Origin of the sequence: Kluyvera sp. NPDC087067 (genome assembly GCF_044745165.1) — a bacterium.
Classification (GTDB): Bacteria; Pseudomonadota; Gammaproteobacteria; order Enterobacterales; family Enterobacteriaceae; genus Kluyvera.
Genome location: NZ_JBIUZS010000008.1, coordinates 81,488 through 96,440, shown reverse-complemented (window position 1 = coordinate 96,440; position 14,953 = coordinate 81,488). Strand labels below are relative to the sequence as shown.

General features: G+C 53.6%; 12 protein-coding genes. 9 read left to right on the top strand and 3 right to left on the bottom strand.

Features of this window, described 5'->3' with window-relative positions; all coding sequences use genetic code 11:
- Positions 1-264: 264 nt before the first annotated feature.
- The gene (gene ypfM / locus ACIPDS_RS18735) at positions 265-324 is read left to right on the top strand and encodes a protein YpfM (protein WP_100780840.1); all 60 of its coding nucleotides are present in this window, start codon (positions 265-267) and stop codon (positions 322-324) included.
- Positions 325-450: 126 nt separating this feature from the next.
- Here ypfM and acrD read toward each other — a convergent pair whose 3' ends face one another.
- Complete coding sequence (gene acrD, locus ACIPDS_RS18730; protein WP_400739013.1) at positions 451-3,564, bottom strand: multidrug efflux RND transporter permease AcrD; 3,114 nt, start codon at positions 3,562-3,564, stop codon at positions 451-453.
- A gap of 327 nt (positions 3,565-3,891) precedes the next feature.
- Between acrD and aegA the strand changes: the two genes are divergently transcribed.
- From aegA to maeB, 4 genes are all read left to right on the top strand, one after another.
- A complete protein-coding gene (gene aegA / locus ACIPDS_RS18725) occupies positions 3,892-5,874 on the top strand; it encodes a formate-dependent uric acid utilization protein AegA (protein WP_400739010.1) in 1,983 nt (660 codons plus the stop codon).
- A 58-nt stretch (positions 5,875-5,932) separates the two neighbouring features.
- A complete protein-coding gene (gene nudK / locus ACIPDS_RS18720) occupies positions 5,933-6,508 on the top strand; it encodes a GDP-mannose pyrophosphatase NudK (RefSeq protein WP_400739007.1) in 576 nt (191 codons plus the stop codon).
- Between the two features lie 109 nt (positions 6,509-6,617).
- On the top strand, positions 6,618-7,667 hold the full coding sequence (locus tag ACIPDS_RS18715) for a DUF1176 domain-containing protein (RefSeq protein WP_400739004.1): 1,050 nt from the start codon (positions 6,618-6,620) through the stop codon (positions 7,665-7,667).
- A gap of 278 nt (positions 7,668-7,945) precedes the next feature.
- Entirely contained in the window at positions 7,946-10,225 is a 2,280-nt protein-coding gene (maeB, locus tag ACIPDS_RS18710; RefSeq protein ID WP_166516039.1) for an NADP-dependent oxaloacetate-decarboxylating malate dehydrogenase, read from the top strand.
- A 117-nt stretch (positions 10,226-10,342) separates the two neighbouring features.
- On the opposite strand, the gene hemF is transcribed toward maeB, so the two are convergent.
- Both hemF and amiA read right to left on the bottom strand, forming a co-directional pair.
- Positions 10,343-11,242 carry an oxygen-dependent coproporphyrinogen oxidase gene (gene hemF / locus ACIPDS_RS18705; RefSeq protein ID WP_400739001.1) on the bottom strand — a complete coding sequence of 300 codons (900 nt, stop codon included), beginning with the start codon at positions 11,240-11,242 and terminating at the stop codon, positions 10,343-10,345.
- On the bottom strand, positions 11,242-12,111 hold the full coding sequence (gene amiA, locus ACIPDS_RS18700) for an N-acetylmuramoyl-L-alanine amidase AmiA (RefSeq protein ID WP_400738997.1): 870 nt from the start codon (positions 12,109-12,111) through the stop codon (positions 11,242-11,244). Before amiA ends, hemF begins: the two co-directional genes overlap by 1 nt.
- Positions 12,112-12,324: 213 nt before the next feature.
- Between amiA and ACIPDS_RS18695 the strand changes: the two genes are divergently transcribed.
- The 4 genes from ACIPDS_RS18695 (at position 12,325) to ACIPDS_RS18680 (ending at position 14,821) form a co-directional block, all read left to right on the top strand.
- Positions 12,325-12,750 carry a GNAT family acetyltransferase gene (locus tag ACIPDS_RS18695; protein WP_062774408.1) on the top strand — a complete coding sequence of 142 codons (426 nt, stop codon included), beginning with the start codon at positions 12,325-12,327 and terminating at the stop codon, positions 12,748-12,750.
- Complete coding sequence (locus ACIPDS_RS18690) at positions 12,737-13,186, top strand: DUF2919 domain-containing protein (RefSeq protein ID WP_400738993.1); 450 nt, start codon at positions 12,737-12,739, stop codon at positions 13,184-13,186. The genes ACIPDS_RS18695 and ACIPDS_RS18690 overlap by 14 nt, the downstream gene beginning before the upstream one ends.
- 61 nt (positions 13,187-13,247) lie before the next feature.
- Positions 13,248-13,823 (top strand): RpoE-regulated lipoprotein, encoded by a 576-nt coding sequence (locus tag ACIPDS_RS18685; protein WP_400738991.1) that lies wholly within the window; start codon positions 13,248-13,250, stop codon positions 13,821-13,823.
- A gap of 98 nt (positions 13,824-13,921) precedes the next feature.
- On the top strand, positions 13,922-14,821 hold the full coding sequence (locus ACIPDS_RS18680; protein WP_166516046.1) for a Dyp-type peroxidase: 900 nt from the start codon (positions 13,922-13,924) through the stop codon (positions 14,819-14,821).
- Positions 14,822-14,953: the final 132 nt, after the last annotated feature.

Sequence of the window (14,953 nt, the reverse complement as noted above, 5' to 3'; positions counted from 1 at the left end):
AAAGTCATACAGTTTATCATGCTAACTACGACTTAAGTTGTAGTGTTGTTATATTGCCTTACCGATATTTATTATCATAAAGTTCACAAACTAATAACTATTTCAAAATGTTGCTGTCCGTCACATTAAATGTCAGGATTCCGTACCATAGTGACCGTAAGCAGTAAACATAGGTTGGCAGCGGCAATCAAAGGAATCGGATAAACCGTATTCACAGGTCATATATTTGTACGTAAAATACGCATAATAATAAGAGAGGTAGTTATGATCGAACGTGAACTAGGGAACTGGAAAGATTTTATCGAAGACATGCTTCGTAAATAATTTTCGGTATTGTGAGTTGGGCGCTGTGTTCTTTCACTCACCATGATGGTGTTGTTGTCGTACAGAGTAGTTAACCGCATATAAAAACAAAAAGGCGACATAATATTATGTCGCCTTTTCTGTTTCTTATTCCGGCTTCTCTTTTAGCGGGAAGCGTCTGCGCACCAGCACAAAGAACAGCGGCACGAAGAAAATAGCCAGTACGGTGGCGGAGACCATCCCGCCCACGACGCCGGTACCTACCGCATGTTGGCCGCCAGAACCCGCACCGGTAGTCAATGCCATAGGCAGGACGCCAAAAATAAAGGCCAGTGAAGTCATCAAAATTGGCCGCAGTCGCTGGCGACAGGCTTCCAGCGTGGCCGTCATCAGATCTTCGCCTTTCTGGTTCATGTCATTGGCAAATTCCACTATCAGAATGGCGTTCTTCGCCGACAGACCAATCACCGTCAGCAACCCCACCTGGAAGTAAACATCATTCTCAAGTCCACGCATCCAGGTTGCCAGCAGCGCGCCGATAACCCCAAGCGGTACTACCAGCATGACCGAGAACGGCACCGACCAGCTTTCATAAAGCGCGGCCAGACACAGGAACACAACCAGCAAGGAAATGGCATACAGCGCCGGTGCCTGGGCGCCGGACAGGCGTTCCTGGTACGACATCGCCGTCCACTCGAGGCCAAAGCCTGCCGGCAGTTTTTGCACCAGATTTTGCATCACATCCATCGCTGTACCGGTACTCACGCCCGGTGCGGCCTCACCCACGATTTCGACGGCTGAATAGCCGTTATAGCGCTCCAGACGCGGCGAACCGGTTTCCCAGCGCGAGGTGGCGAAGGCGGAAAATGGCACCATTTGACCGGCGTTATTACGCACATACCACTGATTGATATCTTCCGGCAGCATTCGATATTTGGCGGCGGCCTGAACGTACACTTTCTTCACGCGGCCGCGATCCATAAAGTCATTAACGTAGCTCGAACCCCATGCGGTTTGCAGCGTGTCGTTGATATCATCAATGGAGACGCCGAGTGCCTGCGCTTTGCGCTGATCGATATCGACCTGCAATTGCGGACTATCATCCAGACCGTTGTGGCGCACGCGGGTCAGTTGCGGATCACGACCCGCCATCTCCAGCAGTTTGTCACGGGCGGCCATCAGCGCGTCATGTCCGGCTCCGGCGTGATCCTGAAGCTCCATATCAAAACCGGCGGAACTGCCCAGCCCGCTAATTGCCGGTGGGCTGCTGGCAAACACGCGGGCTTCTTTAATTTTACCCAGCGCTTTGGTGGCGCGTTCAATAATGGCAAACGAGGTACCGGTTGTGCTGTTGCGCTCATCCCAGTCCTTCAGGCGGATAAACATACGGGCGACGTTTTGCCCGTTACCACCGGGGCCAGAACCGACGGTAGCAAAGATGGAGGTCACATTATCCGCTTCATTTTTAAAGAAATAATCTTCAACTTTCTCAACAACTTTTAAGGTCTGTTGCTGCGTAGCTCCGCTGGGTAACTGCACGGAGGTGGTAAACATGCCACGGTCTTCCAGCGGCAGGAAGGAAGAGGGCAGGCGCAGGAATAACAAGACCATACCGCCCAGCAGCAGCACGTAAATCAGCATCCAGCGCACGCTGCGATGCAGAATTTTGGCCACCCCGGACTCATAGCGGCGCGAGCTGGCGTCGAACTTACGGTTAAACCAGCCGAAGAATCCTTTGGTGCCGTGGACTTCCCCTTTGTTGATGGGCTTTAACAGTGCGGCGCACAGTGCCGGGGTAAGGATCATCGCCACCAATACCGACAGCACCATTGCCGAAACGATAGTGATGGAGAACTGGCGATAAATTGCCCCGGTGGTGCCGCCGAAGAAGGCCATTGGGATAAATACCGCCGACAGCACCATGGCGATCCCAACCAGCGCCCCCTGAATTTGTCCCATCGATTTACGCGTGGCCTGCCGTGGCGTCAGCCCTTCGGTGCTCATAATACGCTCGACGTTTTCGACCACGACAATCGCATCATCCACGAGCAGCCCGATGGCCAGCACCATGGCAAACATGGTCAGGGTATTGATGCTGTAGCCAAAGGCATAGAGCACGGAGAACGTCCCCATCAATACCACCGGCACGGCAATCGTTGGGATAAGCGTCGCGCGGAAGTTCTGTAAGAACAGATACATCACGAGGAATACCAGCAGCACGGCTTCCAGCAGCGTTTTCACCACATCTTTAATCGAGGCTTTCACGAATGACGTGGTTTCGTAGGCGACTTTGTATTCCAGCCCGTGTGGGAAGTACTGCTTGAGCTCATCCAGCCGCTGGATAACGCGCTCGGCGGTGGCCATTTCGTTTGCGCCAGAGGCAAGCTTAATGCCCAGACCCGAGGCCGGATTTCGGTTATAGCGGCTCAGATAATCGTATTTCTCCGCGCCCATTTCGATGGTGGAAACATCCCCCAACGTCACCTGCGAACCGTCCTGGTTTACGCGCAAAGTGATGTCGCGAAACTGCTGGGGTGTTTGCAGCAGCGACTGAGCGTTAATAGTCGCATTCAGCGCCTGCTTATCGACCGACGGCGTACCGCCAAGCTGACCGACCGCAATCTGCGCGTTCTGAGATTTGATGGCGCTGGTGACGTCGGCGGCGGTCAACTGGAAGCTGTTGAGTTTCGCCGGATCGAGCCAGATACGCATGGAATATTGGGAACCGTAGGCGTCAATATCGCCCACGCCGTCAACGCGGCTTAGCGGATCCTGGATGTTACTGGCGACATAGTCAGAGATATCCTGCTTATCCATACTGCCGTCGGTAGAAACGAAAGCGATGGTCAGGATGTTAGTATCGCCGGTTTTACGCACCGTTACGCCCTGAGTCTGTACCGCCTGTGGCAGCTTGTTCATGGCGCTTTGTAGCTGGTTTTGCACTTGCTGCACGGCTTCATCTGGATCGGTACCGGCAACAAAGCTCAGGGTGATGCTGGCCTGACCGGTGGCGCTGCTTTGCGACGACATGTACATCAGGTTATCGATGCCGGTCATATTCTGTTCAATGACCTGCGTGACGGTGTTTTCCAGCGTCTGTGCGGATGCCCCCGGATAGTTGGCGGTCACGCGTACGTTCGGTGGCGCGAGGTCTGGATATTGCTCAACGGGCAGGGAAAATATCGCCAGTGTGCCGGTCAAGCACAATAGGATTGCCAACACCCAGGCAAAAATGGGGCGATCGATAAAGAAATTCGCCATTAGGATCCGGACCTCATGTTATTCATTTTTATACGTACTGAATTGCGTCAGACACTGTAGCCGTATGGCCGCCAGCAATCGTGGAGAAAATAAGAAGATAATGTAAATTATCATGCCGCTTTGCCGAAATGATTTGCACATCCTTACGCTCCTCATCTGCTGCGATGTGAAACGTAATTTCATTGAAGCTGAAATTTATTGATCTGCCACATCATACTGAGAAATAGTGGCCGATTCTGGGCAAATGGACATTGCCTGCACGCTACCTCCTCAGCTAATAAATAGGACTTATAAATATAAGGCTTTTTAACCATAGGCTGAGAAAGTATGAACCGTTTTATTCGGGTAGATAGCCAGCAATGCATTGGATGCAAGGCGTGTGAAGTTGCCTGTGTAATGTCGCATAACGAAGAACAGCATGTCCTCAGCGTATCACAGTTTGTGCCGCGTATTACGGTGGTAAAAATGCGCGATAAGCGCGGGGCGGCAACCTGCCATCATTGTGAGGACGCGCCCTGTGCTCGTAGCTGTCCTAACGGAGCCATCCGCCATGCTGATGACGCTATTTTAGTCGATCAGGCTAAGTGTATCGGCTGCAAATCCTGCGTGGTGGCTTGCCCGTTCGGCACGATGCAAATCGTCCTGTCACCGACCAAAGAAGGCGGTGTCAAAGCGTCCGCCCATAAATGCGATCTTTGCCATGGACGCCCGGCTGGCCCGGCATGCGTAGAGAACTGCCCGGCAGATGCGCTGCAATTAATGACCAGTCAGCAACTGACGGAAATTGCCAGAACGCGTCGTCTGCAAACCGCCTGTCGGGAAGCGCAGCCGTGGCATAGCGACACCCATGCGACCGCGCCGCACTCCACGCGCAGCAAAGTCCAGCAAATGGCGGCCACTCCTGTGCGCGGCGAGGCGGATAAGCTGAATCTGCCTGCGCGTAAAACCAGCTTCGACGAAATCTATCTCCCGCTGCGTGAAGAACAGGCGCAGCAGGCTTCCGCGCGCTGCCTTACCTGCGGCGAGCACAGCATCTGCGAGTGGACCTGCCCGTTACACAACCATATTCCTCAGTGGATTGAACGCGTTAAGGCCGGTGATATTGAGGCGGCGGTGGCGCTGTCGCATCAGACCAACCCGCTGCCGGAGATCACCGGGCGCGTCTGCCCGCAAGACCGGCTTTGCGAAGGTGCCTGCACCATTCGTGATGAGCATGGTGCGGTGACCATCGGGAATATTGAACGCTATATCTCCGACCGCGCGCTGGCCAAAGGCTGGCGGCCGGATATTGGCAACGTCGCCCCTAGCGGCAAGCGAGTGGCGATTATCGGCGCGGGCCCGGCGGGACTGGCATGCGCCGATATTCTGGTACGGCAGGGCGTTCAGCCGGTTGTGTTTGACCGGCACCCGGAAATCGGCGGCCTGCTTACCTTCGGCATTCCATCCTTTAAGCTCGATAAATCGCTGATGGCGCGCCGTCGTGAAATATTCACCGACATGGGGATCCGCTTTGAGTTGAACTGTGAGATTGGCAAAGACATCACGCTAAAGACCCTGCTTGACGATTACGATGCAGTGTTTATCGGCGTTGGAACTTACCGCTCAATGAAGGCGGATCTGCCCAATGAAGATGCCCCAGGCGTATACGATGCGCTGCCGTTCCTGATTGCCAATACCAAAAATGTGATGGGAATAGACGAACTGCCCGACGAGCCGTATATCAATACCAAAGGGTTGAATGTGGTGGTGCTTGGCGGGGGGGATACGGCGATGGACTGCGTGCGCACGGCGTTGCGTCATGGCGCCGAGAAAGTCACCTGCGCCTATCGTCGTGATGAAGCCAATATGCCGGGCTCGAAAAAAGAGGTGAAAAACGCGAAGGAAGAAGGGGCCGAGTTTGAATTTAACGTCCAGCCGGTGACCCTTGAACTGGATGCCAGCGGGCACGTTTGCGGTATTCGTTTGTTGCGAACCCAACTTGGCGAGCCTGACAGCAACGGGCGTCGTCGCCCAACGCCCATCCCCGGAAGCGAGTTTGTGATGCCTGCCGATGCGGTAATTATGGCTTTTGGCTTCCATCCACACAGTATGCCGTGGCTGAATGCGCAGGGTGTTGAAGTCGATGATTGGGGACGCATTCGCGCAAGCGTCAATTCACGCTATCGCTATCAAACCAGCAATCCTAAAATTTTCGCCGGGGGAGACGCTGTGCGCGGGGCGGATTTAGTGGTGACCGCGATGGCGGAAGGGCGACATGCAGCACAGGGGATCCTTTTGTATCTGGACGTGAAAATGACTCACACGCATTGACGATACCCCGGCTCTGCGGCGTAAGATGGTGCACCCGTTTTATCGCCGTGGAGCCAGAATGCCCCTCAATATCAACGTCATTAAAGATAAAATTCTTTCTGATAACTACTTTGTCCTGCGCAACATTACCTACGATTTAACCCAACGCGACGGCGAGACTGTCCGCCACAAACGTGAAGTCTATGACCGTGGAAACGGCGCGACGGTGCTGCTCTACAACAGCCACAAGCAGAGCGTGGTGCTGGTGCGCCAGTTCCGTATTGCCACCTGGGTCAACGGCAATGCTGACGGTATGCTAATTGAAACCTGCGCCGGACTGCTCGACGATGACGAACCGGAAGATTGCATTCGTAAAGAGGCTATCGAGGAGACCGGCTATCAGGTCAGCAATGTGCGGAAAGTCTTTCAACTGTATATGTCGCCCGGCGGCGTGACGGAAATCGTCCACTTCTTTATTGCGGAATATGACGACAGCTTACGTGATAACGAGGGCGGCGGCGTTGAGGATGAAGCCATCGATGTCCTGGAACTGCCCTTCACTCAGGCCATTGAAATGGTGCGCACTGGTGAAATTTGTGACGGTAAGACGGTGATTTTACTTCAATATCTGCAACACTCTGGCCTTATGCGCTAATCCCCCGCAATGCTCAATCCGATAAATCCGATTGAGCATTGCCGCCTCGCTCGTGAAGATACCCCCTGAGTGTAAGTTGATGCTTTTTTCTTCTGGGGTTGTACCGTTCATGCGTTACCGCGTTTTCCTGTTTTTCTTCTGCATCGGGTTGCTCCCGGCGTCGTTGGCGTGGGCGGCGCCAGCACAGCAGATCTTTTCCGATTGGTTAGTCACCTGCAATAACCAGAACTTCTGCGTGGCCCGCAACGTCGGTCTTCATCATGGACTAGTGATGACCTTAAGCCGCAGCGCAGGGGCGCATACTGACACCCAGCTACGTATTGAACTGGCGGGTTTAGTGAATCCGGTTGCCGCCATTCCCCCTATCGAGCCGCGATTACTGCTGGACGGTAAACCATTAAAGCTGACTGGCGAGCACTGGAAGGTGCAGCCGAAATTACTGACGACCGGCGATAGCGCCACCATCGACGCTTTTTTGCAGCAGATTCAGGATGCAGATGCTATCACCCTGGAAAAAGGCGTGCAGGTGATATCTCTGCAAGGGCTTAAAGCGGCGCTACTGTTTATTGATGCCCAGCAAAAGCGCGTGGGCAATGAGACGGCATGGATCCGTAAAGGTGATGAACCGCCGCTGAGCGTTCCCCCGGCACCGGCGTTAAAGTCGGTGGCGAAGGTGAATCCGACGCCTGTGCCGCTCGGCCATGATGAGTACAATGACCTGCTTGATTTTGGCACCTGGCGCATGAATAACAACCAGTGTTCTCTGGATCCGTTACGTCGGGAAGTGTGGATCACCGCGCTGACCGATGATAAAGCACTGATGATGACCAGCTGTGAATCAGGGGCTTATAACACCATTTACCGCGCCTGGCTGGTGTCACGGAAAAAACCGTTTATCACCACTCCTATTCGCTTACGCCTTCCTTTCCTGCCGAGCGGGGCTGAAGGGCGGGATATTGAACTGGTTAACCTGACCTTTAACGAGCAAAGCCGTGAACTGGTGACGCTGGAAAAAGGGCGCGGACTCGGGGATTGCGGTATTCAGACGCGCTGGCGTTATGACGGACAGCGTTTTCGTCTCGTGCGTTATGCGGCGCAGCCGCAGTGCGACAACTGGCAGCGTGCGGATGCCTGGGCGGCACAGTGGGTAGCGGGTTAACAAGGCCAATGACGGGGAAGAGTATCTGGTCCTGAGCATATCAATTTGGTTATGGATGGCATAACAAAAAAGCATACCCAGAAATCATGATCTTGCTACCGATAGTTGCTAACATGCGAGCAATAAATAAATAACAAAACCAATCGTGTTCGCAAGAGTATGGCAGCCTTCAAAGTTTACCTGGCCGTCACAGGCGATACTGGGTGCTTCCTTCGGGAGTGCATCAGGAACGTAATTGCGCTTCACCCTTTTAGTTCGATACGTGAAAGGAACCCTTAATGGACGACCAATTAAAACAAAGTGCCCTCGATTTCCATGAATTCCCCATCCCAGGAAAAATTCAGGTAGTACCCACTAAGCCTCTGGCAACCCAACGCGATCTCGCGCTGGCCTACTCGCCGGGCGTCGCTGCACCCTGCCTTGAAATCGAAAAAGATCCGCTGGCGGCGTACAAATATACGGCGCGAGGCAACCTGGTGGCGGTAGTTTCAAACGGTACTGCGGTGCTGGGTTTAGGTAATATCGGCGCGCTGGCCGGTAAACCCGTCATGGAAGGTAAGGGCGTTTTGTTCAAGAAGTTCGCCGGTATTGATGTTTTCGACATTGAGGTGGACGAAACCAACCCTGACAAATTTATCGATGTGGTTGCCGCGCTGGAGCCAACCTTCGGCGGCATCAACCTGGAAGATATCAAAGCGCCGGAATGTTTCTACATCGAGCAGAAGCTGCGTGAACGCATGAACATTCCGGTGTTCCACGACGATCAGCACGGTACGGCTATCATCAGCACAGCGGCAATCCTCAACGGTCTGCGCGTGGTGGAAAAAAATATCTCCGACGTGCGTATGGTGGTTTCCGGCGCGGGCGCGGCAGCGATTGCCTGTATGAACCTGCTGGTGGCGCTGGGTATGCAGAAACACAATATTGTGGTCTGTGATTCGAAGGGCGTGATCTTTGAAGGCCGTGAGCCAAATATGGCAGAAACCAAAGCCGCTTACGCGGTGAAGGATGACGGCAAACGCACGCTGGATGATGTGATTGCTGATGCGGATATCTTCCTTGGCTGCTCTGGCCCTAAAGTGCTGACCCAGGAGATGGTCAAGAAAATGGCGCGCGCGCCAATGATCCTTGCGCTGGCAAACCCTGAACCGGAAATTCTACCGCCGCTGGCAAAAGAAGTCCGCCCGGATGCCATTATCTGTACCGGCCGCTCTGATTACCCAAACCAGGTGAACAACGTGCTGTGCTTCCCGTTCATCTTCCGCGGCGCGCTGGATGTCGGCGCCACGGCAATCAACGAAGAGATGAAGCTGGCTGCGGTACATGCTATTGCAGAACTGGCGCATGCTGAGCAAAGCGAAGTGGTGACCTCGGCTTATGGCGATCAGGATCTGAGCTTTGGCCCGGATTACATTATCCCTAAACCGTTCGATCCGCGTCTTATCGTCAAGATCGCCCCGGCGGTTGCTAAAGCGGCGATGGACTCCGGCGTAGCGACGCGTCCTATTGCCGACTTTGACGCCTATGTCGAAAAACTCAGCGAATTCGTCTACAAAACCAACCTGTTTATGAAGCCGATTTTCTCGCAGGCGCGTAAAGAGCCGAAGCGCATCGTGCTGGCAGAAGGTGAAGATAACCGCGTACTGCACGCCACGCAGGAACTGGTGACGCTGGGGCTGGCAAAACCCATTTTGATTGGCCGTCCGAGCGTTATCGAAATGCGTTTGCAGAAGCTGGGTCTGCAAATTAAGCCGGGCGTTGATTTTGAGATAGTCAACAATGAGTCAGACCCGCGCTTTAAAGAGTACTGGCAGGAATATTACAGCCTGATGAAACGCCGGGGGATTACCCAGGAGCAGGCGCAGCGTGAGATGAGAAGCAACACCACGGCTATCGGCGCCATCATGGTACAACGGGGTGAAGCGGATGGCATGATTTGCGGCACCATCGGGGATTATCACGAGCACTTTAACGTGATTAAACCGCTGTTTGGCTACCGTGAGGGCGTCCATACTGCGGGGGCAATGAACGCGCTGCTGCTGCCAAGCGGCAACACCTTTATCGCTGACACCTATGTGAATAACGACCCAACGCCTGAGCAGATTGCTGAAATTGCGCTGATGGCGGCAGAAAGCGTGCGTCGGTTTGGTATCGAGCCTCGCGTAGCGCTGCTGTCACACTCTAACTTTGGTTCTTCCGACTGTCCGTCAGCCAGCAAAATGCGTGATGCGTTAGACATCGTGAAGGCGCGCGCGCCGGATCTGATGATTGACGGCGAAATGCACGGCGACGCCGCGTTGGTAGAGAGTATCCGTCAGGATCGTATGCCGGATAGCCCGTTAAAAGGTTCTGCTAATATCCTGGTGATGCCGAATATGGAAGCGGCGCGTATCAGCTACAACCTGCTGCGCGTTTCCAGTTCTGAAGGGGTGACCGTGGGGCCAGTGCTGATGGGGGTGGCAAAACCGGTGCATGTGCTAACCGCCATTGCTTCTGTCCGCCGCATCGTCAATATGGTGGCGCTGGCGGTGGTTGAAGCGCAAACGCAGCCGCTGTAATTAAAAAAGCCTCGGAAAAAATCTCCGAGGCTTCTTATTTTGTAGCCCGGCCAAGCAAAGCGCCGCCGGGAAGGCACGGAGCTTGCCCCGGCGGCGCTTTGCTTGGCCGGGCTACGGTTAGATCCACTCTTTGACTTTAATAAATTCGTCTAATGCCGCTTCCGGGCTGCCGTATTCCGGCTGGTAATTGTATTCCCAGCGCACTAGCGGCGGCATCGACATTAGTATCGACTCCGTGCGCCCACCGGTTTGCAGGCCGAACAGCGTGCCGCGGTCCCACACCAGATTAAATTCGACGTAGCGACCCCGACGATAGAGCTGGAATTCCCGCTCGCGCTCGCCGTATTCCATCGCTTTACGGCGTTCAACGATAGGCAGGTAGGCCTCGGTGAAGCCGGTGCCCACCGCCTGCATAAAGGCAAAACAGTGTTCAAAGTCCGGTGTATTCAGATCGTCGAAGAACAGGCCACCAATACCGCGCTGCTCATTGCGATGTTTGAGATGGAAATAGTCGTCGCACCACTTTTTATAGCGTGGATAAACTTCATCACCAAACGGCTGACACAGCGCGCGCGCAGTGGTATGCCAGTGAACGGCATCGTCATGAAAACCGTAGAACGGGGTTAAATCAAACCCACCGCCAAACCACCACACCGGCTCGGCACCTGGTTTTTCAGCGATAAAGAAGCGGACGTTGGCATGGCTGGTGGGGACATACGGATTGCGCGGATGCACAACCAGTGAAACGCCCATCGCTTGAAAACTGCGCCCGGCAAGCTCAGGACGGTGGGCGGTAGCGGATGCGGGCATCGCGCTACCGTGGACGTGGGAGAAATTAACCCCAGCCTGTTCAAACACCGCGCCGTCGCGTAACACGCGGCTACGCCCACCGCCACCGGCTTCACGCTGCCAGCTATCTTCAATAAAAACGCCATCATCGACCTGCATAAGCTGTTGGCAAATATCGTCCTGTAGCTTAAGCAAGAATGCTTTAACCTGCTCTATATTGATGGTCATCAGCGTCTCTTCGCGTGAGCTTTTTGGTTATCAAACCAATGGAAATAACTGATGATGCCGGAGGCGATGGCGCTCGCGATTTTTTGCCGGAACGCCGCCGTACCCAGGAGCTTTTCTTCTGCTGGATTGGTAATAAATGACGTTTCCACCAGCACAGAGGGAATAGACGGCGACTTCAATACCACAAACGCCGCCTGTTCAGTGCCTTTACTGTGTAGCCGGTGTACCGGTTTAATATTTTTCAGGACATGCGAGCCCAGCGTCAGGCTGTTTTTGATGGTATCGGTTTGCACCAGGTCGAATAGCACCTGCTGCAAGAGGTGATCTTTATCCTTCGCCTTTTTGCCCGCCAGTTCATCTACGGCGTTCTCTTTCTCCGACAGATATTTTGCCATAGCGCTACTGGCCCCACGGTTGGAGAGGGCAAACACGGAGGCACCGGCTGCCGACGGGTTAGTAAAGCCGTCAGCATGAATCGACATAAACAGATCGGCGCCGTGTTGATGGGCAATCTCGACTCGGTCATACAGCGGGATAAATGTATCGCCGGTACGGGTCAGCTTGGCGTTAATACCGTTTTTTTGCAAAATGGCGCGCACATTTTTAGCAATCGCCAGCACCACGTGTTTTTCTTTAGAGCCGCCGTGACCAATCGCGCCGGTATCGATACCGCCGTGTCCTGGGTCTAGCATCACCAGACGTCTGCTGGATGACTTTTTGGCTGGTTTGCTGTGGCTGTTGCCTGTTTTTAAAGGGGCATCCTTCGCTGCTGCCTGCGAGGCAATGCCGGACAACGTTAACGCGGCCAATCCGGCTTTTAGCACCTGACGGCGCGAGGTCAGTATTTTTAAGGGTTTAAAAGTGCTCATTCCGGCCTGAGTTGTAAAAACAAAAGTCTATATGTTATATCGTATCGCGTATCCCGTTACGACTGTTCGTGATGAGAATTGTTTTACTTTTCATTTCAATACGTGTCTGTACTTTATTATGCCATTTTTTTCACTGTGCCGTGTCAGATATTGGCTAAATCGGTCGTTCGCGCCATAATCACTGTTTTTAAACCTGAAAAGGTGGTCAATACCATGGAGATACGCGTTTTTCGCCAGGCAGATTTTGAAGAGGTCATCACTCTCTGGGAGCGATGCGATCTGCTGCGCCCATGGAACGATCCTGAAATGGATATTGAGCGTAAGGTTAATCATGACGTTAGCCTGTTTCTGGTCGCCGAAGTGAACGGAGAAGTGGTCGGCACGATTATGGGCGGCTACGACGGTCATCGCGGTTCGGCCTATTATCTTGGCGTGCACCCGGAATATCGCGGACGCGGCATTGCTAACGCGCTGCTTAATCGTTTAGAGAAAAAACTGATTGCTCGCGGCTGCCCAAAAATCCAGATTATGGTGCGCGAAGAAAACGACGTCGTGCTGGGGATGTATGAACGCCTTGGCTACGAACATGCCGACGCGCAAAGCCTGGGTAAGCGTTTGATTGAAGATGAAGAGTATTGATTTCTCACCCACCGATTTTGACTCGCAAGGTCGCCTACGCCTGCCGTTTCTGTTCTGGTGCCTGTTGCTGCTTCAGGCTCGGACCTGGGTACTGTTTCTGATGGCAGGCGCTTCGCGCGATCAGGGCGATGCGCTGCTAAACCTGTTTTACCCTGACCATAGCCTTTTCTGGATAGGCCTTTTGCCCGGCGTGCCGGCAGTGCTTGCTTTTTTAATCAGCGGGCGTCGCCAGAACTCTCCACGCATCTGGCGTCTGCTGCGACCGGCGCTCATCCTCTCACAGCTGGTTCTTCTGTGCTGGCAGCCGTGGCTTTGGTTCACCGGCGAGTCGCTATCTGGCATCGGTTTAAGTTTGTTTTTACTGGATATTTTTGCGCTGTGGTGGTTAATAACCAATGCACGGCTACGCGCCTGTTTTAATGAAGTCACAGAATAAACGGCACTTTTTGTGTTTAGTGGACTCCAATAGGCCTGACTTGAATATATAGGAAGTATCAATGAAATCGCTGCGTTTACTGTTATGTACACTCCCGCTAGCGTTGACCGGTTGCTCTACGCTTTCAGCGGTAAACTGGTCTGCGGCTAACCCGTGGAACTGGTTTGGCTCCTCTGCTGGCGTCACTGAGCAGGGCGTGGGGGGAATAACCGGTACAACGGCGCTGAATGAACAGGCGATTAGCGATGCTCTCGGGAGCGATTATCGTCTGCGTAGCGGTATGAAGGGGCGTAATGGTGAGGTTGTCCGCTATTTTGAAGCGCTGCGGGGAGACAAGCTGGCATTGGTGGTAAACGGCGAGGACGGTACAGTGAGCCGCATCGACGTGCTGGATAAAGATATTGAAGCGGCCGATGGCGTGAAGATTGGTACGGAATTCAGCGACGTCTATGACAAAGCCTTCGATAACTGTCAGGCGGCAACCGCCGATGAAAGCAACGTGGTGGAATGCAAAGCCAAAGACAGTACGCATATCAGTTATCAGTTCACCGGGAACTGGCAAGGGCCGCAGGGGCTGATGCCGCCAGACGATACCCTTAAAAACTGGACGCTATCAAAAATTATCTGGCGTCGCTAAATTTGACTTCGATTGCTCCGCTGCGCTGAAAAGCGGGTACAATGTGTGAGGTTTTTATATGCCACGATGTCGTGGCATGTTTTTTTTCAGGAGGAGCGATGTCTCAGGTTCAGAGCGGCATTTTGCCGGAACATTGCCGTGCGGCGATTTGGATTGAAGCCAATGTGAAAGGGGACATCAATGCCCTGCGCGCTGGCAGCAAAATTTTTGCCGAAAAGCTTGCGGCGTTTCAGGATAAATTTCCAGATGCCCATTTAGGCGCGGTGGTTGCGTTTGGTCATGATACCTGGCGCGAGCTGAGCGGCGGTGTGGGTGCACAAGAGCTGAAAGATTTCCCTCCGTATGGCAAAGGACTGGCACCTTCTACGCAATTTGATGTGCTGATTCACATCCTTTCTCTGCGCCATGACGTTAACTTCTCCGTCGCTCAGGCCGCCCTGGCCGCGTTTGGTGATGCACTTGACGTCAAAGAAGAAGTACATGGTTTCCGTTGGGTGGAAGAACGCGATCTGAGCGGCTTCGTTGATGGAACCGAAAACCCCGCAGGTGAAGAAACACGCCGAGAAGTGGCGGTTATTAAAGACGGCGTTGATGCGGGCGGCAGTTATGTCTTCGTTCAGCGCTGGGAGCACAATCTCAATCAACTGAACCGCATTAGCGTGCCGGATCAGGAGATGATGTTTGGCCGTACCAAAGAAGCCAATGAAGAGATCGACGGCGACGAGCGCCCGGTGACCTCTCACCTGAGCCGTGTTGATCTTAAAGAAGACGGTAAGGGGCTGAAAATTGTTCGTCAGAGCCTGCCGTATGGCACCGCCAGCGGCACACACGGCCTGTATTTCTGCGCTTACTGCGCGCGTTTGCATAACATTGAACAGCAGTTGCTGAGTATGTTTGGCGACACCGATGGTAAGCGTGATGCGATGCTGCGCTTTACTAAGCCAGTGACCGGCGGGTATTACTTTGCGCCTTCGCTGGATAAGTTGGTGACGCTGTAAGTTCGGAATAGCCCCTCACCCTAGCCCTCTCCCCATAGGGGAGAGGGGACCGTATGGTGTGGCTTGTTACTATGAAGCCAAAGGTGAAGTTTGCTCTTCTCTCTCCTGTTTCAGAGAGAGGACCGTTCGATG

What these genes read in the sequence shown, in the direction of transcription:
- ACIPDS_RS18685 (WP_400738991.1), top strand. Translation starts at nt 13,248, where the DNA reads ATGAAATCGCTGCGTTTACTGTTATGTACACTCCCGCTAGCGTTGACC.
- aegA (WP_400739010.1), top strand. Translation starts at nt 3,892, where the DNA reads ATGAACCGTTTTATTCGGGTAGATAGCCAGCAATGCATTGGATGCAAG.
- maeB (WP_166516039.1), top strand. Translation starts at nt 7,946, where the DNA reads ATGGACGACCAATTAAAACAAAGTGCCCTCGATTTCCATGAATTCCCC.
- ACIPDS_RS18715 (WP_400739004.1), top strand. Translation starts at nt 6,618, where the DNA reads ATGCGTTACCGCGTTTTCCTGTTTTTCTTCTGCATCGGGTTGCTCCCG.
- ACIPDS_RS18695 (WP_062774408.1), top strand. Translation starts at nt 12,325, where the DNA reads ATGGAGATACGCGTTTTTCGCCAGGCAGATTTTGAAGAGGTCATCACT.
- amiA (WP_400738997.1), bottom strand. Translation starts at nt 12,111, where the DNA reads ATGAGCACTTTTAAACCCTTAAAAATACTGACCTCGCGCCGTCAGGTG.
- hemF (WP_400739001.1), bottom strand. Translation starts at nt 11,242, where the DNA reads ATGACCATCAATATAGAGCAGGTTAAAGCATTCTTGCTTAAGCTACAG.
- ACIPDS_RS18690 (WP_400738993.1), top strand. Translation starts at nt 12,737, where the DNA reads ATGAAGAGTATTGATTTCTCACCCACCGATTTTGACTCGCAAGGTCGC.
- ACIPDS_RS18680 (WP_166516046.1), top strand. Translation starts at nt 13,922, where the DNA reads ATGTCTCAGGTTCAGAGCGGCATTTTGCCGGAACATTGCCGTGCGGCG.
- acrD (WP_400739013.1), bottom strand. Translation starts at nt 3,564, where the DNA reads ATGGCGAATTTCTTTATCGATCGCCCCATTTTTGCCTGGGTGTTGGCA.
- nudK (WP_400739007.1), top strand. Translation starts at nt 5,933, where the DNA reads ATGCCCCTCAATATCAACGTCATTAAAGATAAAATTCTTTCTGATAAC.